Origin of the sequence: Rhizobium pisi, from assembly GCF_003938655.1 — a bacterium.
Lineage (GTDB): Bacteria > Pseudomonadota > Alphaproteobacteria > Rhizobiales > Rhizobiaceae > Rhizobium > Rhizobium pisi.
The window spans coordinates 84,787-107,969 of record NZ_RJJT01000019.1 but is presented as its reverse complement, the minus strand read 5'-3'; the positions used below and the strand labels follow the sequence as shown (position 1 = coordinate 107,969).

Genomic DNA, 23,183 nt, shown 5'->3' with positions numbered 1-23,183 from the left:
TGCATTCATTGGGGGCGATGCTCCCCGAGATAGCGGCAGATCGCCGTGGTCAGCAGCGCGCAGCTCGACGCGCCGGGATCGACATGGCCAATCGAACGATCGCCGAGATAGGCGGCACGCCCGCGCATTGCCTTCATCGCGGCGGTCCTGTCGGCAGAGCGCTCGGCCTTGCGGGCGATGTCGCCGAGTGGTGACCGCTTCGCCAGCGCGGCATGGACGGGATAGAGCACGTCGAGCAGGGTCTTGTCGCCGGCATGGGCGCGCCCGCGTCTTGCCACCGCGTCGATCGCCTGTTTCAGCACCTGCGAGAAATCGGCCTTCTCATCGCTCTTGCGAAGCTCGCGGCCGATCTCCATCAGCAGCGTGCCGTAGAGCGGGCCGGCGGCACCGCCGACATTCATCACCAGCGTCAGACCGATCTTTTCCACGGCATCGGGGAAGGGCAGGCTGGACAGGCTCTCGCCCTCGGCGCTCACCGCCTCGCAGCCGCGCCGCATATTGGTTCCGTGATCGCCATCGCCGATGGCGCGATCGAGCGCGCAGAGGTGATCGGTGTTCTCCGCGATCGTCGCGCGGCACACCTCGATCAATCCTGCCACCAGCATCGGCTCCGCCTGCACTGCCATCCTCCCTGTCGCCGCGTCTCCCGCGCGGCTCTCAAACTTTACGCCGGTCAGGCGAGGCTTGCCACCACGTCGAACGCGCCGGCAACCGCGACGGCACCGGGATCGGCAACGCCCGCCAGATCCCTTTCGCCGACATAGGAGGCGCGTCCGGCTCTCGCCTTCGTTATCGTCTTCGTCGACTCCGCCCCCGCTACGGCTGCCCTTGCGGCTGCGGCGACGTCGCCGGATGCCAGTGCCTGCAGGGCAGGCGAGAGCGCATCGACCATCGTCCGGTCGCCGACTGCGGCTCCGCCATAGAACGTCATCCTGTCGAGCCCGGCAAGAAGGGCTGCCGATATATCGGCCTTGTCGGCCATCGCCTTTGCTGCCGCAGTGAAGAAGATCGACAGCAGCACGCCGCTCGATCCGCCCATGCTGGTGCCGAGAATATCGCCCAGCGCGGCGAGCGTTGCCGCCGGCCGGTCGAGCGGCAGCGTGTCCAAGCGGGCAAGCACGCTGCGGGCGCCCGTCGCCACCGTCGAGCCGGTATCACCGTCGCCGACGCGACCATCCAGCCGGTTGAGTTCGCTTTCCTGCGAAATCAGATGCTCGCAGAGCGCCGTGATCAGGCGACGGTTGCGGGCGTTCTCCCCGGCTGCGGCCGCGCCGTTCAAGCCGGCTGATGTTTTCGGTGCAGCGATGATCTGGATCTCGTGGCGCTCGACAGCCGGCATCCAGGCATGCGGCTCGACCGCCGCCGTCAACGCCGTCTCACGCGCGGCATCTAGCCGGATCAGCGACAGCGAGAAGCCGTTCATATTGAGCGCGGTCATCATCGGCGCCGGGCCGATGATCAGCCGGATGCGGCGGCCAAGCGGCGAGGACAGTACGGCATTGGCAATCACGGTCATTTCGAGCGGCGGCACGGCGCCGAGATTGTTGATGAGGAGGGCGTGGCTTGCCCCTTCGCGCAGCGCAGGCGACAGGCGCGCCACCATGGTGGCGACGATATCGGCGACCGGCTGCAGTGCGATGCGCTCGACGCCGGGTTCGCCATGGATGCCGAGGCCGAGTTCGCCTTCGTTCTCGCCGAGACGGTCCTCATGCGCCTGGCCGGGCACGCTGCAGGTGGAGAGAGACATGCCGAGCGAGACGATGTCGCCGGCGGCTGCCACGGCATGGGCTGCGACCGTCTTCAGGTCCTCGCCTCTTTCGGCGTGATATCCAGCGATCTTATGGACGAACAGCGTGCCGGCGACGCCGCGCGGCTGGTTGATGCCGGGGATGGCAATGTCGTCGGCGACGATGACCATCTCGACGTCGAAGCCTTCGGCGCGCGCCTTTTCGGCGGCGAGACCGAAATTCAGGCGGTCGCCGGTATAGTTCTTGACGATCAGCAGGGCGCCCTTCGGGCCCGCAACGGCGCGGATCGCCGTCAGCACGGCATCGACGCTCGGCGAGGCGAAGATCTCGCCGGAGACGGCTGCCGTCAGCATGCCCTTACCGACGAAGCCGGCGTGGGAGGGCTCATGGCCGGCGCCGCCGCCCGAGATGATCGCCACCTTCGACTTGTCCCAGTCCGCGCGCAGGATCACCTTGATGTCGGGAAAGCTATCGAGGCGGGCGAGACGACCGTTGCTGCTCGTCAGAAGCAGACCGTCCAGAGCTTCGGTGACGATGGTTTCCCTGCGGTTGAAAAAGTGTTTCATCGATTGAGACCCGTCTGTTTGTTTTTCATGCCGTCGTCATGTGTGTTTGCCGGTCAGGACAGGCGCTGTCCAGCCGCATCGAAATAAAGCGGATCGCGCAGCGTCAGGCTGATCCGGTCGCCCGGCGCAATCGCCAGATATGGATCTGCAAGTGTGACGAGCTTGTGATTGCCAGCCCTGATGTGCAGATGGTTCTGGTCGCCGAGATGCTCGATCCAGTCGATCTCCGCATTGGCATCCTTGCCGACAATGATATCGAGATGTTCCGTGCGGGCGCCGACGGTTTTCGTGCCGGTCGGCGGACGGCCGCCGGGAAGCAGGTCCGCCGGCAGAAGGTTGATATGCGGCTGGCCGAGGCGGGCGGCGACATGCAGGTTGGCGGGATTGCCGTAGATTTCGCGCGGCGTTCCCACCTGCATCAACCGGCCCTCGGCGACGATGCCGATGCGGTCGGCCATGGTCATGGCTTCCACCTGGTCGTGGGTGACATAGAGCAGTGTCGAGCCCAATTCCTTCTGGATGCGCTTCAGTTCCAGGCGCAGTTCCGCGCGCAGCTTGGCATCGAGCGAGGAGAGCGGCTCGTCCATCAGATAGATCGCCGGTCGGCGCACCAGCGCACGACCGATCGCGACACGCTGCATCTCGCCGCCGGAAAGCCTGGTCGAGCGATTCTCGAGTTTATGGTCGATCCGGACCATGCGCGCGACCTCGCGCACGCGCCGATCGATTTCCTCCGCACTCAGCTTGCGCACCGGCGCCTTCAGCGGGAAGGCGAGGTTCTCGTAAACCGTCATGTGCGGATAGAGCGAATATTGCTGGAAGACGAAGGCGACGTCGCGCTCGGCCGGGGCTTCGGCTGCGACATTGCGGCCGCCGATCTCGATACGGCCGCTATCCGGCCTTTCCAAGCCGGCGATCAGCCGCAGTGTCGTGGTCTTGCCGGCGCCTGTGGGACCGAGCAGCACGACGAATTCGCCGTCGCGGATCGAGAGATCGAGATCGGCCAAGGCCTGGGTATCGCCGAAGCGCTTGGCGAGGTTCCTGAGGACGACATTAGCCATGCCGGGTCTCCTGATAGAGCTGGGATGGCACCGCGCGGCCCGACGTGCAGTCGAAGAGCGCGAGTTTCGCCGGGTTGAATTCCAGGCCGACCGTCTCGCCGATCCGGAAGCTGCGATTGGCGGGAACGCGGGCCTTGATTAGGCCGCCCTGGGTTTCCACGGCGACGACCTGGTTGGTGCCGAGATATTCGCTGCCATAGACGGCGCCGCGAAGGGGCGATGCGTCGCTGAAGCGGATATGCTCGGGCCGCACGCCGAGCGCCAGTTCGCTCTCGGCCACGTCCTGATGGATCTCGGGAACGGCGACATCGACGCCGTCGAGCAGGATGGATGTGTCGCCGTTTTTCAGGCCCGAGGTGAAGCGCATGAAGTTCATCGGCGGCGAGCCGATGAAATCGGCGACATACATGGTCGCGGGCTTGGCATAGATTTCCTGCGGCGTGCCGAACTGCTCGATGACGCCATGGTTCATGACGGCGATCTTGTCGGCCATCGCCATCGCCTCGTGCTGGTCATGGGTGACGTAGACGGTGGTGGCATGGATGCGGTTGTGCAGTTCGCGCAGCTCGTGGACCATGACTTCGCGGAACTCGGCGTCGAGCGTGCCGAGCGGCTCATCCATCAGGAAGCATTTCGGGCGCCGGACGATGGCGCGGCCGAGCGCCACACGCTGCCGGTCGCCGCCGGCAAGGCCGGAGACCGAGCGGTTGAGAATATGGTCGATCTGCAGCAGCCGGGCGGTCTCCTCCACGCGCTGACGGATTTCGGCCTTGGGCATGCCCTGCGACAGCAAGGGGAAGCCGATATTCTTGCGCACGTTCATATGCGGGTAGAGCGCGAAGAGCTGGAAGACGAAGGCGATGTCGCGGGCGCTGGCGCGGTTGAAGGTGACGTCCTCGCCGTCGAGATAGATCTTGCCGCTCGACGGCAGTTCGAGGCCGGCGATCATGCGAAGCGTCGTCGTCTTGCCGCAGCCTGATGGACCGAGCAGCGCCAGGAACTCGCCGTCATGGACGGTGAAGCTCGAATCCTGAACGGCGACGAAGCTGCCGAATTCCTTGCGGAGATTTTCAATCCGGATATCGGCCATGGCTCACTCCGGGAATTTCGAAACGATGATGAACATGACGGTGCCTGCAAGCAGGGTGACCAGCGAATAGGTGTAGAGCACCAGCAGGAAGGGCTGGAACAGCATCAGGAAGCCGAGCCCGATCAGCACGGTGGCGATGGCCTCCATCGGGCCACGCCGCAAGAAGAAGGGCCGTTTCGGACGGGCAGGGGTGCGGGTGCGTGTTTCGATCAGATGGCTCATTTGCGGACGGCTCCGAAAGTGATGCCGCGCAGCAGCTGTTTGCGCAGGAGAATAGTGAAGACGAGGATCGGGATCAGGAAGATCGTGGTGCCGGCGGCAACCGCCGGCCAGTCCTGCCCGCCTTCGCCGATGATCGTCGGAATGAAGGGCGGCGCGGTCTGGGCCTCGCCCGAGGTCAGCAGGGCGGCGAAGGCATATTCGTTCCAGGCGAAGATCAGGCAGAAGATCGCGGTCGCAGCGATGCCGGTCGTTGCCTGCGGCAGCACGACCTTGCGGAAGGCTTGGAGCCTCGTATAGCCGTCGATCATCGCCGCTTCCTCGTATTCGCGCGGGATCTCGTCGATGAAGCCCTTGAGCAGCCAGACGGCGAGCGAGACGTTTACGGCGGTATAGAGCAGGATCATGCCCAAGGCCGTGTCCGACAGGCCGAGCTCGCGATACATCAGGTAGATCGGGATGGCGACGGCGATCGGCGGCATCATGCGCGTCGACAGGATGAAGAACAGCAGGTCGTCGGCGAGCGGCACCTTGAAGCGGGAAAAGCCGTAGGCTGCGAGCGTGCCGAGGAAGACCGCGAGGAAGGTGGAGCCGAAGGCGATGACCAGCGAATTGACGAAGCGCGGCACGAAATTCGACGGGCCTGCTATCACCATGTTGCGCTTGCGCGTCACCTCATCGCAGGTGCCGGCCGGCGCCGGCAGCGAGGCGATATAATCGGGCGTCTGCCGGGTGCGCGTCGTGAACAGGTTGCAATAGCCCTCGAGCGACGGGGTAAAGACGATCTTGGGGGGATAGCTGATCGAATCCGGCGGCGACTTGATGCTGGTCAGGAAGATCCAGACGAGCGGGATGAGGGTGATCAGCGCGTAAAGCACGACGATGGTGCCGGCGATGCGCTTGCTGGACAGGCTCGGTTCGACGACCGAATGGGCTGAGTTGGCGGCGCTCATCGTTGCTTCACCTTGTTCAATGCCTTGACGTAGATGTTGGCGAGGCCGAACACCGCGACAAAGAGGATGATGGCGAAGGCCGAGGCCCGGCCGGTCGCCCAGCTTTCGAAGGCGGCGCGTTTCAGCGTGATCGAGGCGACTTCGGTGACCGAGCCCGGTCCGCCGCCGGTGAGCAGCGTCACCATGTCGAACATCTTGAAATTCTCGATGCCGCGGAAGAGCACGGCGAGCATGATGAAGGGCAGGGCCATCGGCACCGTGATCGACCAGAACTGGCGCCAGGGCGAAGCGCGGTCGACCTCGGCCGCCTCGTAGATATAATCGGGGATCGAGCGTAGGCCGGCGAGGCAGATCAGCATCACATAGGGCGTCCACATCCAGGTATCGACGATGATGATCGCCCAGGGTGCCAGAGAGACGTTGCCGAGCATCTGGATATCCGATGTCGGAATGCCAGAGACCAGCGACACGGCATAGGCGAAGAGGCCGATCTGCGGCTCGTAGAGAAAGCGCCAGAAATTGCCGACCACGGCGGGCGACAGCATCATCGGGATCAGGATGATCGTCGTCCAGAAGGCATGGCCGCGAAACTTGCGGTCGATCAGGTAGGCGAGCGTGAAGCCGATCACCGTCTGCAGCAGGATCGTCCAGAAGACGAAATGCGCGGTGGTCTGCATCGCCTGCCAGATATCGGGATCGTTGAGGACGCGCTCGTAATTTCCAAGGCCGACGCCCTGGACCGGCGCATTCGGCCGGTTGGCGCGGTAATTGGTGAAGGAGAGATAGACTGCCCAGATGAGCGGGAAGATGTTGATCGCCAAGAGCAGGGTGATGGCTGGCGCAATGAACAGCCAGGCGATCGCCCTGTCGGAGAGGCCGCGGACGCGCCGGGCAACCGAGACCGGTGTTGCCCTTGCTGTCGCGTCGGCCGCCTTCTCGACGATGGAGGAATGGGAAATGGTCAAGTCTTCACCCGGTCTTTTGGAATTTGAGAGATCCGGCGGCCCGGCTCGTTTGCCGATCCGGGCCGCCATCCTGGCGAGGATGGCGCGCAGAGAGATGCCGCCTGTCCCGTCGTCCGGCACTAGATCTTGCCGTCGTCCTTGAAGACGTCGCTCCAGTCCTTCACCAGGCCGTCGAGCGCTTCCTTGGCGGTGCCGTTGCCGGCGACCACGTAGTTATGGACGCGCTTCTGCATGGCCTGCAGCAGCGAAGCATAACTCGGCTCGGCCCAGAAGTCCTTGACGATCGCCATCGAGTCCAGGAAGGCCTGGGCATAGGGCTGGCTCTTGGCGAAATCCGGCGCGTTGACGACTGAATTCAGGCAGGAGAAACCGCCGAGTTCCCACCACTTGGCCTGCACATCCGGCTGGGCGAACCATTTGATGTATTGCAGGGCGGCATCGCGCTTGTCGGAATAGGAGACCACCGAGATGCCCTGGCCGCCGAGCTGGGCGAAGTGGGCCTTTTCAGCCGGATTGGGGAAGAAGCCGATCCTGTCGCCGCCGACCTTCTCGTCCTTGTAGAGACCGGGCCAGGTGAAGGCGAAGTTCATCTGCATGGCGACCTGGCCGGATTTGAAGGCGTCGGCGGATTCGACCATGTAGACGTTGGAGCTGCCGGGCGGGGTGCAGCAATCATAGAGCGACTTGTAGAATTCGAGGCCCTTGACCGCGTCGGCCGAGTTGACGAAGCCTTCCATGTCGTAAGGCTTCTTCGGGTTCTCGTACTGGAAGCCCCAGTCGTAGAGGACGTTGGTCACGCCCATGGTGATGCCTTCGGAGCCGCGCTCAGTATAGATCGAGGCGCCATACACGGTCTTGCCGTCGATCTGACGCTTCTGGAAGAACTCGGCGATCTGCTTCAGCTCGTCATAGGTCTTCGGGGCTGCGAGATCGTGGCCGTATTTCGCCTTGAATTCCTTCTGCAGTTCCGGCTTCTCGAACCAGTCCTTGCGGTAGGTCCAGCCGACGACGTCGCCCATGGCCGGCAGCGCCCAGTAGTTCGGCGTGTTCTTCGGCCATTCCGAGTAGCCGACGACCGTCGCCGGCACGAAGTCATCCATCTTGATGCCTTCCTTGTCGAAGAAGTCGTTGAGCTTGACGTAATGGCCATTCTCGGCAGAGCCGCCGATCCACTGGCTGTCGCCGATGATGAGGTCGCAAAGCTTGCCGTGGGAATTCAGCTCGTTGAGGAAGCGGTCGGCATAACTCGTCCAGGGAACGAATTCGAACTTCATCTGCGTGCCAGTCTTGGCGGTGAAGTCCTTCGACAGCTCGACCAGCGCATTGGCGGGGTCCCATGCGGCCCAGCACAGCGTCAGTTCATCGGCTTTGGCGAGATTGGGCAATGCCGACGACATGACAAACGCCGCGGCCAGCCCCAAAAGGGCTTTCGATGTTTTCTGCATAAGTTCCTCCCAGAACTAATGCCGGCTCCCCGCCGGCGTCGCATGTTCACCCATTTCAGAGAATGCTCACATGAACTCCTCATTCATCATGTTTAGCAATATGTTTAGTGATATCCTTTTTTGTAAACATTGCAAGGGACAATCGTTGCTGCAGTGCACAGGTGTTTCACCTGTCTTTAGGAGCGTTCTTTCGGCCGATCCGCAAATTTCATTCGCAAGCGTACCGATACGGCGAAATCTGGCCTCGCTGCGGGGGTGCTCGCAAGATATGGACCTCCACGCCGCTCCCGTTTTCCCGGAGCGGTTCAAACTTGGCCTCGCTTCGGTGGGGCCTTTTTCTTAAGTGCGCGGGCCGCATCGGGAATATTCCGTCGCAGTGCGAGATTTAGCCTTTCCGGCCTGATGCAAGGGGCGTATTCAGCCAGTGCGCGGTTTGTCCGCGCCTCCCGCGGCAGACCTCCGATCACCTTCCTTCCCGTTTCCCTGTCGCGACATCCGGAATTTCCATTGGCAGATCGATGACCACGGCAGAGACGAGCGAGCAGGGGCAAGAGGCGGCGGGCGGCCGCCAGGCGAAGATCGTGGCGCTGGTCGTTGCCGTTTCCTTCTTCATGCAGATCCTCGACGGCACGATCGTCGCCACGTCGCTGCCGCAGATGGCGGCAAGCTTCAGCGTGCAGCCGGTATCTATGAGTATCGGCATCACCGTCTACATGCTGACGATGGCCGCCTTCATTCCGCTGTCGGGCTGGCTCGGCGACCGGTTCGGCGCGCGGCGCGTCTTCCTGACGTCGATCGGTGTCTTCACGGTTGCCTCGCTGTTCTGTGCATTTTCCGGCAGCCTTGCGGAATTCGTGCTCTGGCGCGCCGTCCAGGGGGCGGGCAGCGCGCTGATGACGCCGGTCGGGCGCATCATCGTGTTGAAGAACGCCCGCAAGTCCGAACTCGTCCAGGCGATCGCGCTGATCACCTGGCCGGCGCTGACCGCGCCCGTGATCGGCCCGGTGCTCGGCGGCTTCATCACCACCTATGCCAGCTGGCACTGGAATTTCCTGATCAACATCCCGATCGGCATTCTCGGCATGGGGCTGGTGCTGCGCTTCGTGCCCGAGCAGCGCGAGTCCGATCCCGGCCGGCTGGATATCCTCGGTTTCATTTTGAGTGCGGCAGGGCTGACCTTCCTGCTCGCCGCCCTTGAGCTTTCGGTCAAATGGGAGGGCGGGCTTCTGCCTGTTATGGCGATGCTGGCGGCGGGGATCGTGCTGTCCTTCCTGGCGACGCGGCACTTCCTTGCCGTCGACAATCCGCTGCTCGATCTCTCCGCCTTCCGCGTTCAGACCTTCTCGATGTCGACGCTCTCGGCGGGCACGGCCTGCCGGACGGCGATCAATGCGACGCCGTTCCTGCTGCCCCTCCTGTTCCAGCTTGGCTTCGGACTGAGCTCGATTGCCGCGGGCGCCTATCTGCTGGTCTATTTCCTCGGCAATCTCGGCATGAAGACGGTGACGACGCCGCTCCTGCGTTTTTTCGGCTTCCGCACGGTGCTGGTGCTGAACGGATTGATCGCCGCGTTTTCGATCGTCGCCTGCGGGTTCCTTTCGCCTGACACGCCGCAATTTTTCATCCATGCGCTGCTGTTTGTCGCCGGCCTGTCGCGGTCGATGGAGTTCACGGCGCTGAATACGCTCTCCTTTGCCGATATCGGCCCGGCGCAGCGAAGCTCGGCCTCGACGCTGTCGAGCATGCTGCAGCAGGTGTCGATGCTGCTCGGCGTCGCCGTGGCGGCGGCCGTGCTCAATATTTCCTCGGCCCTCAGGGGCGCCGACAATCCCGTTCTTGCCGATTTCCGCTGGGCCTTCGTCGTGGTCGGCGCAATCGGCGTCGCCTCGTCGCTGCGCTTCCTGCAATTGCCGGCGGAGGCGGGCGCCGAAGTTTCCGGCCGCGGGAAATTCCGCCGGAATTAGCATCGCCCGCCGAACCCATCGGGCAGCGGCGGTGAGGGTGAGCAAGAAGCGCGGTTTACCTCAAGCGGCCAATGCAATACCACATTGCCATGCGGCCGACTCGGACGCTTGTGAGAACGCCGGGAGACGGAATGAGCAATTCTAACGTCGATGCGGACGGCCCGATCCACATCCTCTATATCGACGACGACGAGGAACTGGCCCTGCTGATGCAGAAGAACCTCGGCCGGCGCGGCTTTTCGGTCGAGTGGGCGCAGAGCGGCGCCGCCGGCCTTGCGCGGCTCGGCGAGGGCGGCATCGACGCCGTCGTGCTCGATCATCTCCTGACCGGCGAGACCGGCCTCGACATCCTGCCCTGCATCACCGATATGCCGGACCATCCGCCTGTCATCTACGCCACCGGTTCGGACGATACCGGCATCGCGGTCGCGGCGCTGAAGGCGGGCGCCGACGATTATATGCTCAAGGGGATCTCGGCCGACTATTTCGACCTGCTCGCCGCTGCCCTTGAACAGGCGCTGGAGCGGGCCCGCTTCCGCCGCGAGACGGCGCAGGCGCAGGAGGTGATCCGCCAGCAGCGCGACCTCGCCGAAATGCTGCTTGCCGAAGTCAACCACCGCATCGCCAACAGCCTCGGCCTCGTCGGCGCGCTGATCCGCATGCAGTCCTCGATGACCAAGGACCAGGTGGCGATCGACGCGCTGCACGAAACGCAGATGCGCATCAACGCCATCGCCAGCGTGCACCGCCGGCTCTACACCAACCGGCAGGTCGGCTCGGTACAGGTCGACGAATATCTGGACAGCCTGCTCACCGAACTCGAAGCCTCGATGCGCGACGACAACCGGCCGCACCGCATCGTGCTTGCCGCCCAGCCGGTCAAGCTGGCGACCGACAAGGTGATCACGCTCGGCCTGATCGTCAGCGAACTCGTCACCAACGCTTTCAAATATGCCTATCCTGATGGCGTGTCGGGCGAGATCCGCGTCACCGTCGATCAGGCGGACGAGGCGCTGCGCCTCATCGTCGAGGATGACGGCGCCGGATTCGAGCCGTCGAGCCCCGCCTGGGGAACCGGCCTCGGCACACGCATCCTGACGGCGATGGCTGCGAGTTTGAAATCGGATTTCGCTTATGATCCAGGGCATGACGGGACGAGGGCGACGCTGGTGTTTTCGTTGCAGGAGGGGAAGTAGACAGGTGTGAACGGGGAAGTGATGAAGGGTGTGCCGAGCGGCCCCCTCATCCGGCTGCCGCCACCTTCTCCCCGCTGGGTAGAAGGGATTCGCGGCGGCGCCTCTTTCCCCCTTCGCCCCAGCGGGGAGAAGGTGCCGGCAGGCGGATGAGGGGGCTGCAACCACGGTGTTATCTTTTTCCTACAATAGCTTACCGACATAACATCATTCAATCTCACGCTAGGGAAGGGAAACATGACGACGATCCGTGCGCCTCGTGAAGTCTATGATTTCTGGTTTGTCCGATGCGGCAGGGAGCTGTGGTTTCGCCCGCCGCCGGAGCTTGACGTCGAGATCCGCAGCACCTTTCGGGATACGCATCTGGCGCTTGCCGCGGGTGTCGGCGACGAATGGCGGGCCGATCCGGTGTGCCGGCTGGCGGCCGTCATCGTGCTCGACCAGTTTCCCCGCAATATCTATCGCGGCACGCCGCTTGCGGTTGCGACCGACGGGCTGGCGCTTCGGGAAGCCAAGCTTGCGCTTGCAGCGGGCGCCGACCGGGCGGTCGAGCCCGCCTGCCGCACCTTCTTCTACCTGCCGTTTGAACACGCCGAAAACCTCGATGAGCAGGATCGTTCGGTGGCATTGTTCACCCCGCTCGGCGACGAGGAATATCTCGACTATGCGATCCGCCACCGGGAGGTGATCGCCGCCTACGGCCGCTTTCCGCACCGCAACGCCATGCTCGGGCGGGAGTCGACGGCGGCGGAGCGCGACTATCTTTCCAGGCCCGGCGCCGGTTTCTGAGTGCTCCCATGCATGTCGATCGAAGCGTGCTGTGGTTTTGAGAGACGTGGAACAAGTACGATGCGACGCGCTTTAGAGAGTTTCCGCCTTTGTGTCGCCTTTCTTTGCTATGAAAAGCAGGCATTCTAATCCGACGACAACCTTTCCGGAGGCTCTTTTGCGACTGAGGTCCATCCTGCTTCGCACCATTCTTCTCGTGACGCTGGCGCTCGCCGGCGCGCATTTCGAGAATGCCCTAGCGCAGGAACAGCAGCCGCAGGCGGCAGCGCCGGCGCCGCTTGCCGAAACACCCTTCGACCAGGCCGCGAAGGAGATCGACAAGGCGAAGGCCCAGCTTGCCTCACTTCAGGACAGCGTCAAGGGCAATGCCGACAATGACGATGCGCTAGTCGGGCTTGCGACCAAGGCTGATGAGCTCAGCCGCGCCGTCATCACCATATCGGTCAATCTCAGGCCGCGTTTCGACCAGATCAAGAACAGGCTTGCCGAAATCGGCGATCCGCCCAAGGAGGGGCAGCCGGCCGAGGCGCAGATCGTCACGGACGAGCGCAACGCGCTTGCCGCCGAGCGTGCGCAGATCAACGCGGTGACCGGCGACGCCGAAAACCTGTCGATCGCGGTGACGAAGCTCCTCAACGAAATCATCGAGATGCGGCGGCAGCTTTTTGCCGACACGCTGTTCAAGCGCACCGAGATCTCCGTCTCGGTACTTGACGATGCAGTGGGGGCCTTCGTGCACGAGGTCAGCGAATTCTCGCAGGCCTTGTCGAGCTGGACCTCTTTCGTCTGGAAGTTCAAGCGGTTCCCGCTCTTTGCCGCGATCTTCCTGTCGCTTGCTTCGGCGCTCATCCTGGTGTCCGGCAGCTACCGGCTGTTCGGCTCTTATCTGCTGCGGGACGAGGCGATCGAAAACCCATCCTATATCGGCCGGCTATCGATCGCCTTCTGGTCGACGCTGATCCGCACGCTGGCTCTATCGGTCCTGCTCGTCACGTCGTTCTTCTTCCTCAACAGTTTCAACGTTCTGCGGCCCGACATCGCGCCCATCATCGGCGCCTTGTTCGCAGCGATCGGGCTCGTCTATTTCGTCGGCCGCTTCGTCAACGCCATCTTCGCGCCCAACGAACCGCACTGGCGCCTCGTTCGGCTTTCCAATCTTGGTGCGCGATCGATCGGCTATTGCCTGCTGGCGATGGCCGTGGTCAACGCGCTCGATTATCTCTTCGGCACGATCGGCGAGGCGATGGGCTCGCCGCTGGTGCTGACCGTGGTCAGAAGCCTGATCGCGGCGCTGATCATCGGGATGATCCTGATCGTGGCCTCCTTCGGCAAACCGATGCTGGCAAGGAACGGTGATCCCGACGCCCCGGGCCGGCATTGGCCGCGCGGCATGGCGATCATCCTGCGCGTCGTGGGCGCCGGCCTGATCGTCTCGGCGCTGACAGGTTATGTCGGGCTTGCCCGCTTCGTCGCCACGCAGCTCATTATCACCGGCGCTGTTGTCGCCACCATGTATGTCGGCCTGCTCTCCGGCAAGGCGATATCGCGGCAGGAGATGTTCGGCGACACCTTCTTCGCACGCTTCCTGACGCGCCGCTTCAATCTCGGGCCGGTGGCGATCGACCAGGCGGGCCTGCTCGTCGGCCTTGCCATCTATGCCGTGGCGCTGCTCGTCGGCATCCCGCTGATCCTGCTGCTCTGGGGCTTCCATGTGCAGGACCTGCAGCTCATCGCCTACCGGCTGTTCACGGAGGTCAGGCTCGGCGGCATCAGCATCTCGCTGCTCGGCATCTGCACCGGCATCCTGCTCTTTGCCGGCGTCTACCTCTTGACGCGCTGGCTGCAGCGCTGGCTCGACGGCAATGTGATGGCGCGAAGCCATGTCGATCTCGGCGTGCGCAATTCGGTCAAGACGGGTATCGGCTATCTCGGCGTCGGCATTGCCGCGATCATCGGCGTTTCGGCGGCCGGCATCGATCTGTCGAGCTTCGCGCTTGTCGCCTCGGCCCTTTCGGTCGGTATCGGTTTCGGCCTGCAGAACATCGTCTCCAACTTCGTCTCCGGCCTGATCCTGCTCGTCGAGCGGCCGTTCAAGGTCGGCGACCATGTCGTCTCAGGTACGGCGGAAGGCATCGTCAAGCGCATTTCGGTGCGTGCCACCGAGATCGAGACCTTCCGCAAGCAGTCGATCATCGTGCCGAATTCGGAGCTGATCAACGGCCTCGTCGGCAACTGGACGCACCGCAACAGGATCGGCCGCTCGGAAATCCCGGTTTCCGTCAGCTACGATGCCGATCCGCAGAAGGTGATGGATATCCTGCTGGAACTGACGGCGAAGATTCCGCTCGTCATGCGCAATCCCGAGCCGCATGTCGAATTCCTGCGCTTCGGTCCCTATTCGCTGGATTTCGAACTGCGCTTCTTCCTGGCCGACATGGGCGACGGCATGACGGTGCGCAACAATCTGAGGATCGAGATCCTCCGGCGCTTCAAGGCCGAGGGCATCGAGATCCCGCTACCGCAGAGCGATCTCACCATCCATCGGGAGGCTCCTCCCGTGCTTGCCGATGCGGTCAGGGACAAGGCGCCCAGCCAGGAAAATCCAAAGGACACGCCCGTGGAGGAGGACGAGCGGCCGGTGCGGCAGCTGCGCAGCCGGACCGCGGAGGGCAATCTGAAGAGCTGAACGGGTCATTCAGCCATCATTCACAGGTCTATGTGCATCATCCCTGACAATCGGGATCGCTGCCGAGGGCAGCACCGGTCTTTCGAGGGGAGGGCGCGTTAGCGCCGCCGCACATGATGGCAAGATTTGCCGCCGTTCTGCTTGTCCCGCTGCTTGCCGCGCCGGCGGCCCATGCGGCATCCGTCACCAACACCGACCCGGCCGCCGTGGTGCTCGTCATCACCGAGAGCGGCCAGCGCGTCGAGGTCGTGGTCGATGCCGGCGCTTCGGAAAGCCTCTGCCCCTCCGGCTGCTTCATGACGACGCCCGACGGCGACCGCATCGGGCTGGACGGCGGCGAAACCATCGACATCATCAAGGGCTCGGCCGTCGTCAAGTAGCACTGGCTGTCGCGCTCTAAGCGTCTCCGGGATCGGGAACCATTCGCGGCCCGCCAACCGCACGCGTCATTGGCATGATGGCTGAGAAAGCGGCGACGGCGCCGGTGCTGAGCAATGCAGCGATCGACAGCGACCATGATACGCCGAGATTGCGCATCAGGAAGGCGAGCGCGAACGGCGCCATCGAGGAGACGACGAGACGGACCGACATGATTTGTCCTTGCCGCCGACCGTAGCCTTCGCTTCCGAAGAGCGCCAGCGGCAGCGTTCCGTAGACAATGCTGTTGAGGCCCGAACCGAGACCGAAGATGACGGCGAATAGCAGGGCGCCCAGGACTGGCGGGGCAGTGGCGACGAGGACGACGAGGGATGCCGGCAACAGGACGGCGCAGATAATCGCCAGCGTCAATTGCGACAAACCTCCGCCAAAGACCATATTGACAAAGCGGCTCAGCACTTGCGACGGGCCGAAGAGCGTTCCGACCATCACGGCCATGGCGCCGAGGCCGAGTGCAGACATCACAGGCACCATGTGGACCAGAAGCGCTGAGTTCACAAAACTTTCCAGAGCAAAGCCCGTCACCATCAGAACGAAGGCCGGCCGGCGTACCGACGGATGAAGGCTCGGCTCGACATGCTTTGCGATTTCGTCTGCGCCGCGTTTCCTGGTTTCGCTGACGCCACGGGATAGCCAGGCATGAATGGGAAGGCAGACCACGAGATTGAGTGCGGCGAAGATCAGATAGACGTTCTGCCAAGAGAGATGCGAGTGCAGCGCCGTGGTGATCGGCCAGAAGATGGTTGAGGCAAAGCCGGCGATCAGGGTCAGGTAGGTGATGCTGCGCTGGGCGACGCGCGGCCTGATCTGCACGAGCAGGGCGAAGGCGGCGCCATACTGCACCAGATTCGAGGCGATCTCGATGCCGATCAATGCCGCGACGAAAGCGATCTTTCCCGGCGCGAAGGCGCAGGCGACGAGGGCCGCAGCGGCAATCGCCGAGCCTGATGTCATGATCCTGCCTGCGCCGAAGCGATCGATCCATGTGCCCATGACAGGTGCGGCCAGCCCGCCGATCAGAAGGGCCACGGAAAGCGCGCCGAAGATCCATTCCGTCGACCAGCTGAGATCATGCGCCATGTCAGGGGCGAGGATACTGAAGCTGTAGTAGAGGCTGCCATAACCGATGATCTGCGTGAGGCCGAGTGCGACGATGGCTGCTACCGGCGGCCGTTCGGGGCTGGTCATAGGGATCTGAGGCTCACGCGCTGTTCTACCTTTTCAGCTTCTTCTTTCCGCTCGCTGTAGCGGTCGGTCAGATAGTTCGAGGCATCCCGGGTCAGCAGCGTGAACTTCACCAGTTCCTCGCAGACGTCGACGACACGGTCGTAATAGGATGAGGGTTTCATACGGCCGTCCGCGTCGAATTCCTGGAAAGCTTTGGCGACCGAGGACTGATTGGGGATGGTGATCATCCGCATCCAGCGGCCAAGGATGCGGAGCTGGCTCACCGCATTGAAGGACTGGGAACCGCCGGAGACCTGCATAACCGCCAGCGTCTTGCCTTGTGTCGGCCGCACTGAGCCGACTGACAAAGGAATCCAGTCGATCTGCGCCTTCATGATGCCGGTCATCGCGCCATGGCGTTCAGGGCTGACCCACACCTGGCCTTCCGACCATGCCGACAGTTCACGGAGCTCCTGAATCTTCGGGTGGCTCGCCGGTTCCGCGTCGGGCAGCGGCAGGCCTTCCGGATTGAAGATCCGCACGTCGCAGCCGAAATATTCGAGCAGCCGTCCGGCCTCCTGTGCGAGGAGGCGGCTGTAGGAGACCGCTCTGAGGGAGCCATAAAGGATCAGGATGCGCGGCTTGTGGGTCGAGAGCGTCGGCCTGAGCGCTTCCATATCCGGTTGATGCAGATGCATCGGGGACGCTGCAGGCAGATCAGACAATGCGTTTGCCCTCGGCATCGAGCACCTTCTCACCGTCTTCCTTGGTGAAGGCGCCCTTGTGGGTTTCCGGCAGGATATCGAGCACGACTTCGGAAGGCCGAGCAAGGCGCGTGCCGATCTGCGTGATGACGAAGGGGCGATTGATCAGGATCGGATCTTTCAGCATAGCATCGAGCAGTTGCTCGTCGGTAAGATCAGGGTTGTCGAGGCCGAACTCCGCATAGGGTGTGCCCTTTTCGCGGATCGCCTCGCGAACACTCAAACCTGCATCCGCAATCATCTTGACTAGCTGTTCGCGCGACGGCGGGTTTTTCAGATATTCAATGACGTTGGGCTCAATACCGGCGTTCTGGATCATCGCCAGCGTGTTGCGCGAGGTACCGCATTCCGGGTTGTGATAGATCGTAACATCGATAGTCATGAGGCGGATTCCGTCTTGGTGAGGGTTTCAGGATTGCGGGATTCCATCAGCAGCCATCCCGCGAGCATCAGCGCCAGCAATGCGCCGAGGATTTCGGCAACGATAAAACCCGGTAGATCGATCGGGCGGATGCCGGAAAATGTGTGCGTCAGCGACCGGGCGATCGCGACCGCGGGATTGGCAAACGACGTGGAAGCGGTGAACCAGTAGGCGGCGGTGATATATAGGCCGACCAGCCATGCCACAGCGTCGGCGCGAAAGCGCACACCGGCGAAGATGACGAAGACGAGGCCGAAGGTTGCCGTCATTTCGGAGAGCCATTGCGCGCTGCCGGTGCGCACGGTTTCCGAGGCCTGCAGCAGGGGAAGGGCGAACATGGCATGGGCGAGCATCGTTCCGGCAATGCCGCCGACGATCTGCGCGGCGATATAGGCGGGAACGGAAGAGGCAGGCAGCTCTCGCCGGAGCGCAAAAACCAGCGACACCACTGGATTGAAATGCGCGCCGGAAATCGGGCCCAGGACGGTGATGAGGACGACAAGTGCCGCCCCTGTTGCCAGCGTGTTGGCGAGCAGCGCAAGCGCCGTATCGTTCGTCAGGTTATCCGCCATGATTCCCGATCCGACGACGGTCGCCACCAGCAACAGCGTACCCAGGGCTTCGGCGGTGAGTCGTCGAGACAACGGAAACACTGGCGCGCTCATGCCGGCAGGCTCCGGACCATCAAGGCGGCGGATGCCGGACACAGGCTTGCGGCCTGGCGCGTCGTCAGGATTGCGGCGGGCGCCTCATCGCGGGCGATCGGAAGAAAACCGAGCGATTGAAAGAAGGGGGCGGCCGTTTCAGTCAGCACATAGGCAGCAGCCGCACCTTTCTTATGGGCCTGATCGAGCAAGCTAAGGGTGATCGCATGGCCGAAGCCAAAGCCTCGCTGATCGGACAGTACGACAATGGAACGCAGGAGTGCGGTCTCGTCATAGAGTTCCAGCCCGCCGAAGCCGACTGTCTGGCCGCCACGCGAAAACCGGTAGAAGCTTCGACCGGCGTCTGTGAGGTCATCGACCGGAAGGCCGGCGCCTGCGAGCGCGGCGCGAAGGCTGTCGTCGTGCCCTTGCAAGGTCTGCTGGTTCAAATCGAAACCCATCAGCCGGCCGTCGCCGGTCTTGCGGTCGTGCCTTCCATGGCGCCGATCTGGTGGAGGTGCTGTTCCAGCGCCAGCTTGTCGATCGATGACACCGGCAGGCTGAGGAAGGCGCTGATCCGGTTCTTGAGGAAGCGGGCGGCCTGCGCGAAAGCGCGGCCCTTATCGACTTCGCTGCCCTCAACGGCAGCGGGATCCTCGACGCCCCAATGGGCGGTCATCGGATGGCCGATCCAGACCGGGCAGGCCTCGCCGTGGGCGCTGTCGCAGACGGTGAAGATAAAGTCCATCTCCGGTGCGCCAGGCTCGGCGAACTCGTCCCAGCTTTTTGAGCGGAAGCCGGTCGTCGGATAACCCTGCGCGGCAAGCTCCTTTAGTGCATAGGGATTGACCTTACCCTTTGGCTGGCTGCCGGCGGAATACGCCTTGAACCGGCCCTTGCCTTCGGTCTCCAGGATGGATTCCGCCAGGATCGAGCGGGCGGAATTGCCCGTGCAGAGAAAGAGCACATTGTAAACGCGGTCTGTGGTCATTGCAGTTCCTCCTTGGTTGCAGGTGCACAGCATGCGGCGACGGCGGCAGCCGGGGCACAGATATCAGGGTTGCCGCCGCAGCAATCCTCCATCAGGAAGCGGATCAAGCCGCCGAGGGCTTCGTAATTGGCGGTGTAGATGATCGAGCGGGATTCGCGCTGCTGGGCTATCAGGCCGGAGCGTTCCAGCTCCTTCAGGTGGAAGGAAACGTTGGACGGCGAGACCTCCGCTTTTTCCGCGATGGCGCCAGCCGCCATGCCATCGGGGCCTGATACCACCAGCATGCGGATGATGTGCAGGCGGGTCTCTTGCGAGAGAGCGCCGAATGCGACGAGGGCTTGACGTTGATCCATATTTCAATAATCCTTGAATCATTGAAACGAGCATTAGCCGATATGAACGCCATCGACAACAGCAAAATTCAAGAGAACGACATTGATCTCGGCCTGCTGCTCAGCGCGCTCGCCGGCGCCAAGGATTCTCCGCTGATTTTCCACTACGATGGTCAGCCGGCGAAACCCGGCTATCACGTGACTGAGGTCAAGGCGGGCCAGTTCTCAGGCCTCGATTGCGGCGCCAATCCCGAGGCCTGGACGGAGATCTTCATCCAGCTCTGGGACATCGAGGACGGCGACCGCACGCATATGCCGGCCGGCAAATTTTATTCCATCATCCGCAAGGTGACGGAGCATGTGCAGCTCGACGGTTCGGCCAAATTGACCTTCGAGGTCAGCGACGGGGTGCGGCCAATGCAGCTTTATTGTGCCGCAGCGCCAGTTCTCCGCGCCGGAGCGGTGCATGTCGAGCTATCGCCGAGGCCGGCAAGCTGCAAGCCGCGCGATCGCTGGCTGGCGGAGGAAAGCAGCAAGACAGCGGCGTGCTGCGGGCCGGCAGCGGCAAAGAGTGGCTGCTGTGCCGGGCCTCACGCCTTGTGAAAGCGGCTGGCGCGCCGGGTCGGCGGCGCACCAGAATGATCCAAGCCGATGGCGGAAAGGCAGGCGACTATCTGCCGCCCTGCTGCACCGCGTTGGCGGCCTCCCGGATCACCTCGTAAACGCGTTGAGGTTGCGATAGCATGGGCACATGGCTCGACGCGAGCTCAGTCACCTCAGCTTCCATGCGCTTTGCGAGGAAGCGTTGCAGGTCCGGTTGAACGGTTCGATCCTGAGTCCCAACAATGTAGTATGTCGGCTTCGATTTCCATGCTGCACCGGGAACGGGCTGACTGAACAAATCTGCCAGCGGTCCCATCTGGGTGGCCCAGACAAGTTTCTGTTCGGCCTCTGGGAGATCGCCGGCAAAATCCGCAATGCCCGCCGGCCGCAGGAACAACCTGCCGTCAGCCACCTCGATATGGTCGAATACCGGGGTTTGCGGAAATTTGGTCTGATCAGCCTGGGTGGTGTCGCCGTCCTCTGGCGCGAGCGCGCAGATGTAGACGAGCGCAGCGACACGGTCGTCGGTTCCTGCTGTCGTAATGACAGTGCCGCCGTAGGAGTGACCGACGAGAACGATGGGGCCGCTGGCGCGACTAAAGGAGGTGCGCACCGCGGCAGCGTCATCCGCCACGGTGTTCAGATGATTCTGCGTCGCGATGACTTCATAGCCATCGGCGACGAGCAGATTGATGACCTTGCTGAAGCAGGAGCCATCGGCCCAGAGGCCATGGGCGAAAACAATGCTCGGTTTGCTGGACATGAAATACCCCTTCAAAGAATTTTGACACCAGGTTCATGCTTTGCGCGATCGTGCTAAAGTAATAATCCTTGAGCTCCCGGCAAGATATGCTTCGGGACGAATCCAGGTATTTTTCAATCTTGCTAAAAATGCACACTTCTTGCTGCACGAATGGTTCGGCGAAAAATTATTCCAACCGCTGGACGCTAAATTGACCTGACGTCCCACCATCTGAGCACCCGCATCGCCCGGAGTGTGATCCATCGCGATGGCTCGCCGGGCCCGTCATCGATCTCGAACCACACACGGCCTTCCGTGCTCCAGTCGAGCGGCCAGGTGCCGTCTTCCAAGCGCCGGGAGCGGAGGTGGCCGATCGCTTCGCCGAGGCGCGGATCGGGAGCGGCGGCGCTCAGGAGAGCGCTCGCGCGGAAATAATCGAGCGCGCGCAGGATGTCGTAGCGCCAGCGGTTCGGGTGGAGGAAACGCAGGAATTGTTCGTCGGCCGGCTCGCCGGTGCCGAGGCGGCGGAAGAGGTTGCGCTCCAGCAGGAATTCCTCGCCGGTGCTGCGCGCCTCCCGGGATTCAGGCGTGCCGCAGGTTGACTTCTCGTACTCCAGCAGCCCTTCCAGCACGTTGATGGTGCTGGCGAAGGAGGAGCGGCGGGAGCCGTTGATCCGCTCGCAGTTCCAGCCGCCGTCGTCGAGGCGTTCGCCTGTCAGCCGGTCGACGATGAGCGAGACGTCGATGCCGAAATAGGCGCCGTCGGCGACGGTCCGGCCATTGATGCATTCCTCGACTTCGCCTTGCCAGAAGGGCTGGCCGCCTTCCTCCCAACGGGCGTTGGCGCCGACCAATGCGACGGTGCGCCTGGCCCGTTCCGATGACGGATCGAGGCCGAATTCCCTGAGTTGCGACAGCGAGTAGGTCGTGGCCGTCCAGGGCTGGCCGCGTTCGCGCCATTCGCGAGGGTCGAAATCGGCAGGCAGAAAGGCGGCGCCCCCCCATTGTCCGTCCGCGTCCTGAAAGGAGAGGAGCCTTGCGCCCCAGCCCTCGGTCTCCACCCTGGCCCGCTCGGCCATCCATTGCGGCTGCGGCGCGTCGAGGAGGTCGCGCATCACCTGCCAGCGGATTGCGGGATCGGAATCGAGGAGCCATTCGATCACCGGATCGGATTGGGTCATTGGCGGACCTCTCGGCTGGTCGGGAGCGATGGTTCGTTTATAATCGCTTCGGGTAAGCACTGCCAGCCGGCCGGGCATGACGCCTTCGGCTTCCGCATCAACCGCTCGCAGGCGCTCGCCATGCTGTGGCCGGTTTACGCTGGGGAAGGCACAACGCTCGACATCAAGATCTTCGGCACGACCTATAAAGCGACGCTTCGCGTCTGATTTCTTAATCATATCTGCAAGAAATCGGAGGCAGGCCCATCGGGCCGCTTCTTCGCTTCCATATCCGAGATGCTGATTAATAATTATTCAAATCAATTGATGTACCGATTTGATCCGGGGACAGATTTACATCAAAGGTTTGCTTATGGCGTTTCTAGGTATTTCAGGGATGCAATATTCCGGGGAGATGTTTGCCGGCGCGCGTATTATTGTCGCGGAAGATTCCAACGTATTCACCTCGATGATCAGCAAACGCCTCAAGGAGCTGTTCGACATTGAGGTCGAAATCTGCCGCAGCTTCGAGGATCTGCAGCTTTCCTACGACAAGTCTTCCGATCCGATCACGCTGGCGATTTCGAACATCAACCTGCCCGGCGCCGAAAACGGCGAAGCGCTCGAATATCTGGTCGATCTCTCCATCCCGACAATCGTCTTCACCGGCACCTTCCATGAAGGTATGCGCGACAAGCTGATGGCCAAGGATATCGTCGACTATATCCTCAAGGACAACATCTTCGCCGTCGATCTTCTGGCGGAATCGATCTGCCGCTTCCTGACCAATCATCGCCACCACGTGTTGATCGTCGATGACAGCGCGACGGCGCGCGCGCTGCTGTCGAGCCGGCTGAAGCGCTATAATTTCCGCGTCAGCACCGCCGAGAACGGCGCCAAGGCGCTGGAGATCCTGAAGGCCAACCGCGATATCGGCCTGATGATCACCGACTACAACATGCCCGATATCGACGGCTTCGAGCTGACGCGGCGCATCCGCTCCAATATCGGCTCGCATGAGTTGCGCATCATCGGCGTTTCCTCCTCTTCGAACCGGCTGCTTTCGGCGCGGTTCCTGAAAGCGGGCGGCAATGACTTCATGCTGCGCCCCTTCATCGACGAGGAATTCTACTGCCGCGTCAACCAAAACCTCGATACGCTCCTGCAGATCCAATCGATGCGCAAGGAGCGGGCGGTTGCCTGACGGCTGCTCCAGTATCCGGATCAAGGAAGGCCCTGACG

The 23,183-nt window shown here is 62.7% G+C and carries 25 protein-coding genes; 8 read left to right on the top strand and 17 right to left on the bottom strand.

Annotated elements, in window-relative coordinates:
- Positions 1 to 5: 5 nt before the first annotated feature.
- The 8 genes from dhaL to EFD55_RS24330 form a co-directional block, all read right to left on the bottom strand.
- Positions 6 to 626, bottom strand: coding sequence for a dihydroxyacetone kinase subunit DhaL (gene dhaL, locus EFD55_RS24365; protein ID WP_125848228.1), 621 nt, complete (start codon positions 624 to 626; stop codon positions 6 to 8).
- 47 nt (positions 627 to 673) lie between these two features.
- The gene (locus EFD55_RS24360; protein ID WP_125848226.1) at positions 674 to 2,314 is read right to left on the bottom strand and encodes a dihydroxyacetone kinase subunit DhaK; all 1,641 of its coding nucleotides are present in this window, start codon (positions 2,312 to 2,314) and stop codon (positions 674 to 676) included.
- A 53-nt stretch (positions 2,315 to 2,367) separates the two neighbouring features.
- Entirely contained in the window at positions 2,368 to 3,375 is a 1,008-nt protein-coding gene (locus EFD55_RS24355) for an ABC transporter ATP-binding protein (RefSeq protein ID WP_125848224.1), read from the bottom strand.
- On the bottom strand, positions 3,368 to 4,465 hold the full coding sequence (locus tag EFD55_RS24350) for an ABC transporter ATP-binding protein (protein WP_125848222.1): 1,098 nt from the start codon (positions 4,463 to 4,465) through the stop codon (positions 3,368 to 3,370). Before EFD55_RS24350 ends, EFD55_RS24355 begins: the two co-directional genes overlap by 8 nt.
- A 3-nt stretch (positions 4,466 to 4,468) precedes the next feature.
- Positions 4,469 to 4,687, bottom strand: coding sequence for a hypothetical protein (locus tag EFD55_RS24345; RefSeq protein ID WP_125848220.1), 219 nt, complete (start codon positions 4,685 to 4,687; stop codon positions 4,469 to 4,471).
- A complete protein-coding gene (locus tag EFD55_RS24340) occupies positions 4,684 to 5,637 on the bottom strand; it encodes a carbohydrate ABC transporter permease (protein ID WP_125848218.1) in 954 nt (317 codons plus the stop codon). The genes EFD55_RS24345 and EFD55_RS24340 overlap by 4 nt, the downstream gene beginning before the upstream one ends.
- Positions 5,634 to 6,602, bottom strand: coding sequence for a carbohydrate ABC transporter permease (locus EFD55_RS24335; protein WP_125848216.1), 969 nt, complete (start codon positions 6,600 to 6,602; stop codon positions 5,634 to 5,636). The genes EFD55_RS24340 and EFD55_RS24335 overlap by 4 nt, the downstream gene beginning before the upstream one ends.
- 119 nt (positions 6,603 to 6,721) lie before the next feature.
- The gene (locus EFD55_RS24330; RefSeq protein WP_125848214.1) at positions 6,722 to 8,047 is read right to left on the bottom strand and encodes an ABC transporter substrate-binding protein; all 1,326 of its coding nucleotides are present in this window, start codon (positions 8,045 to 8,047) and stop codon (positions 6,722 to 6,724) included.
- 518 nt (positions 8,048 to 8,565) lie between these two features.
- On the opposite strand from EFD55_RS24330, the gene EFD55_RS24325 reads away from it, so the two are divergent.
- From EFD55_RS24325 to EFD55_RS24305, 5 genes are all read left to right on the top strand, one after another.
- Complete coding sequence (locus EFD55_RS24325; RefSeq protein WP_125848212.1) at positions 8,566 to 10,011, top strand: MFS transporter; 1,446 nt, start codon at positions 8,566 to 8,568, stop codon at positions 10,009 to 10,011.
- Between the two features lie 131 nt (positions 10,012 to 10,142).
- Entirely contained in the window at positions 10,143 to 11,207 is a 1,065-nt protein-coding gene (locus EFD55_RS24320; RefSeq protein ID WP_125848210.1) for a sensor histidine kinase, read from the top strand.
- Positions 11,208 to 11,441: 234 nt separating this feature from the next.
- Positions 11,442 to 11,993 carry a DUF924 family protein gene (locus tag EFD55_RS24315; protein WP_125848209.1) on the top strand — a complete coding sequence of 184 codons (552 nt, stop codon included), beginning with the start codon at positions 11,442 to 11,444 and terminating at the stop codon, positions 11,991 to 11,993.
- A 157-nt stretch (positions 11,994 to 12,150) separates the two neighbouring features.
- On the top strand, positions 12,151 to 14,679 hold the full coding sequence (locus EFD55_RS24310) for a mechanosensitive ion channel family protein (RefSeq protein ID WP_125848207.1): 2,529 nt from the start codon (positions 12,151 to 12,153) through the stop codon (positions 14,677 to 14,679).
- Between the two features lie 113 nt (positions 14,680 to 14,792).
- A complete protein-coding gene (locus EFD55_RS24305; RefSeq protein WP_125848205.1) occupies positions 14,793 to 15,059 on the top strand; it encodes a hypothetical protein in 267 nt (88 codons plus the stop codon).
- Between the two features lie 16 nt (positions 15,060 to 15,075).
- Here the strand turns inward: EFD55_RS24305 and arsK are convergent, their stop codons facing one another.
- The 7 genes from arsK to EFD55_RS24270 are packed head-to-tail and all read right to left on the bottom strand — an operon-like array spanning position 15,076 to position 19,457.
- Complete coding sequence (arsK, locus tag EFD55_RS24300; RefSeq protein WP_125848203.1) at positions 15,076 to 16,305, bottom strand: arsenite efflux MFS transporter ArsK; 1,230 nt, start codon at positions 16,303 to 16,305, stop codon at positions 15,076 to 15,078.
- Positions 16,302 to 17,027: an arsenical resistance protein ArsH gene (gene arsH / locus EFD55_RS24295; protein WP_165504827.1), complete on the bottom strand. Its 726-nt coding sequence runs from the start codon at positions 17,025 to 17,027 to the stop codon at positions 16,302 to 16,304. The genes arsK and arsH overlap by 4 nt, the downstream gene beginning before the upstream one ends.
- On the bottom strand, positions 17,002 to 17,430 hold the full coding sequence (gene arsC, locus EFD55_RS24290; RefSeq protein ID WP_125848199.1) for an arsenate reductase (glutaredoxin): 429 nt from the start codon (positions 17,428 to 17,430) through the stop codon (positions 17,002 to 17,004). Before arsC ends, arsH begins: the two co-directional genes overlap by 26 nt.
- Positions 17,427 to 18,134, bottom strand: coding sequence for an aquaporin (locus EFD55_RS24285; RefSeq protein WP_125848197.1), 708 nt, complete (start codon positions 18,132 to 18,134; stop codon positions 17,427 to 17,429). The genes arsC and EFD55_RS24285 overlap by 4 nt, the downstream gene beginning before the upstream one ends.
- Positions 18,131 to 18,574, bottom strand: coding sequence for an arsenic resistance N-acetyltransferase ArsN2 (arsN2, locus tag EFD55_RS24280; protein WP_125848196.1), 444 nt, complete (start codon positions 18,572 to 18,574; stop codon positions 18,131 to 18,133). Before arsN2 ends, EFD55_RS24285 begins: the two co-directional genes overlap by 4 nt.
- Complete coding sequence (locus EFD55_RS24275) at positions 18,574 to 19,104, bottom strand: arsenate reductase ArsC (protein WP_125848194.1); 531 nt, start codon at positions 19,102 to 19,104, stop codon at positions 18,574 to 18,576. Before EFD55_RS24275 ends, arsN2 begins: the two co-directional genes overlap by 1 nt.
- Positions 19,101 to 19,457, bottom strand: coding sequence for an ArsR/SmtB family transcription factor (locus EFD55_RS24270; protein ID WP_125848192.1), 357 nt, complete (start codon positions 19,455 to 19,457; stop codon positions 19,101 to 19,103). The genes EFD55_RS24275 and EFD55_RS24270 overlap by 4 nt, the downstream gene beginning before the upstream one ends.
- A gap of 42 nt (positions 19,458 to 19,499) precedes the next feature.
- Here EFD55_RS24270 and EFD55_RS24265 point away from each other — a divergent pair, with 42 nt between their 5' ends.
- Positions 19,500 to 20,039: a DUF6428 family protein gene (locus EFD55_RS24265; RefSeq protein ID WP_125848190.1), complete on the top strand. Its 540-nt coding sequence runs from the start codon at positions 19,500 to 19,502 to the stop codon at positions 20,037 to 20,039.
- A 67-nt stretch (positions 20,040 to 20,106) separates the two neighbouring features.
- On the opposite strand, the gene EFD55_RS24260 is transcribed toward EFD55_RS24265, so the two are convergent.
- Together EFD55_RS24260 and EFD55_RS24255 are read right to left on the bottom strand one after the other, a co-directional pair.
- Complete coding sequence (locus EFD55_RS24260; protein WP_125848188.1) at positions 20,107 to 20,802, bottom strand: alpha/beta fold hydrolase; 696 nt, start codon at positions 20,800 to 20,802, stop codon at positions 20,107 to 20,109.
- Between the two features lie 185 nt (positions 20,803 to 20,987).
- Positions 20,988 to 21,962, bottom strand: coding sequence for a squalene cyclase (locus EFD55_RS24255; protein WP_125848186.1), 975 nt, complete (start codon positions 21,960 to 21,962; stop codon positions 20,988 to 20,990).
- Between EFD55_RS24255 and EFD55_RS24250 the strand changes: the two genes are divergently transcribed.
- Both EFD55_RS24250 and EFD55_RS24245 read left to right on the top strand, forming a co-directional pair.
- Positions 21,954 to 22,169: an aminomethyltransferase family protein gene (locus EFD55_RS24250; RefSeq protein WP_125848183.1), complete on the top strand. Its 216-nt coding sequence runs from the start codon at positions 21,954 to 21,956 to the stop codon at positions 22,167 to 22,169. The two genes, EFD55_RS24255 and EFD55_RS24250, sit on opposite strands and share 9 nt — an antisense overlap.
- A 145-nt stretch (positions 22,170 to 22,314) precedes the next feature.
- Positions 22,315 to 23,145, top strand: coding sequence for a response regulator (locus tag EFD55_RS24245; protein ID WP_125848181.1), 831 nt, complete (start codon positions 22,315 to 22,317; stop codon positions 23,143 to 23,145).
- The last annotated feature ends 38 nt before the right edge of the window (positions 23,146 to 23,183 follow it).

What these genes read in the sequence shown, in the direction of transcription:
- arsH (WP_165504827.1), bottom strand. Translation starts at nt 17,027, where the DNA reads ATGCCGAGGGCAAACGCATTGTCTGATCTGCCTGCAGCGTCCCCGATG.
- EFD55_RS24345 (WP_125848220.1), bottom strand. Translation starts at nt 4,687, where the DNA reads ATGAGCCATCTGATCGAAACACGCACCCGCACCCCTGCCCGTCCGAAA.
- EFD55_RS24325 (WP_125848212.1), top strand. Translation starts at nt 8,566, where the DNA reads ATGACCACGGCAGAGACGAGCGAGCAGGGGCAAGAGGCGGCGGGCGGC.
- EFD55_RS24340 (WP_125848218.1), bottom strand. Translation starts at nt 5,637, where the DNA reads ATGAGCGCCGCCAACTCAGCCCATTCGGTCGTCGAACCGAGCCTGTCC.
- EFD55_RS24360 (WP_125848226.1), bottom strand. Translation starts at nt 2,314, where the DNA reads ATGAAACACTTTTTCAACCGCAGGGAAACCATCGTCACCGAAGCTCTG.
- EFD55_RS24255 (WP_125848186.1), bottom strand. Translation starts at nt 21,962, where the DNA reads ATGACCCAATCCGATCCGGTGATCGAATGGCTCCTCGATTCCGATCCC.
- EFD55_RS24285 (WP_125848197.1), bottom strand. Translation starts at nt 18,134, where the DNA reads ATGAGCGCGCCAGTGTTTCCGTTGTCTCGACGACTCACCGCCGAAGCC.
- EFD55_RS24315 (WP_125848209.1), top strand. Translation starts at nt 11,442, where the DNA reads ATGACGACGATCCGTGCGCCTCGTGAAGTCTATGATTTCTGGTTTGTC.
- arsC (WP_125848199.1), bottom strand. Translation starts at nt 17,430, where the DNA reads ATGACTATCGATGTTACGATCTATCACAACCCGGAATGCGGTACCTCG.
- dhaL (WP_125848228.1), bottom strand. Translation starts at nt 626, where the DNA reads ATGGCAGTGCAGGCGGAGCCGATGCTGGTGGCAGGATTGATCGAGGTG.
- EFD55_RS24270 (WP_125848192.1), bottom strand. Translation starts at nt 19,457, where the DNA reads ATGGATCAACGTCAAGCCCTCGTCGCATTCGGCGCTCTCTCGCAAGAG.
- EFD55_RS24330 (WP_125848214.1), bottom strand. Translation starts at nt 8,047, where the DNA reads ATGCAGAAAACATCGAAAGCCCTTTTGGGGCTGGCCGCGGCGTTTGTC.
- EFD55_RS24305 (WP_125848205.1), top strand. Translation starts at nt 14,793, where the DNA reads ATGATGGCAAGATTTGCCGCCGTTCTGCTTGTCCCGCTGCTTGCCGCG.
- EFD55_RS24245 (WP_125848181.1), top strand. Translation starts at nt 22,315, where the DNA reads ATGGCGTTTCTAGGTATTTCAGGGATGCAATATTCCGGGGAGATGTTT.
- EFD55_RS24320 (WP_125848210.1), top strand. Translation starts at nt 10,143, where the DNA reads ATGAGCAATTCTAACGTCGATGCGGACGGCCCGATCCACATCCTCTAT.
- EFD55_RS24265 (WP_125848190.1), top strand. Translation starts at nt 19,500, where the DNA reads ATGAACGCCATCGACAACAGCAAAATTCAAGAGAACGACATTGATCTC.
- EFD55_RS24275 (WP_125848194.1), bottom strand. Translation starts at nt 19,104, where the DNA reads ATGACCACAGACCGCGTTTACAATGTGCTCTTTCTCTGCACGGGCAAT.
- EFD55_RS24350 (WP_125848222.1), bottom strand. Translation starts at nt 4,465, where the DNA reads ATGGCCGATATCCGGATTGAAAATCTCCGCAAGGAATTCGGCAGCTTC.
- EFD55_RS24260 (WP_125848188.1), bottom strand. Translation starts at nt 20,802, where the DNA reads ATGTCCAGCAAACCGAGCATTGTTTTCGCCCATGGCCTCTGGGCCGAT.
- arsK (WP_125848203.1), bottom strand. Translation starts at nt 16,305, where the DNA reads ATGACCAGCCCCGAACGGCCGCCGGTAGCAGCCATCGTCGCACTCGGC.
- arsN2 (WP_125848196.1), bottom strand. Translation starts at nt 18,574, where the DNA reads ATGGGTTTCGATTTGAACCAGCAGACCTTGCAAGGGCACGACGACAGC.
- EFD55_RS24355 (WP_125848224.1), bottom strand. Translation starts at nt 3,375, where the DNA reads ATGGCTAATGTCGTCCTCAGGAACCTCGCCAAGCGCTTCGGCGATACC.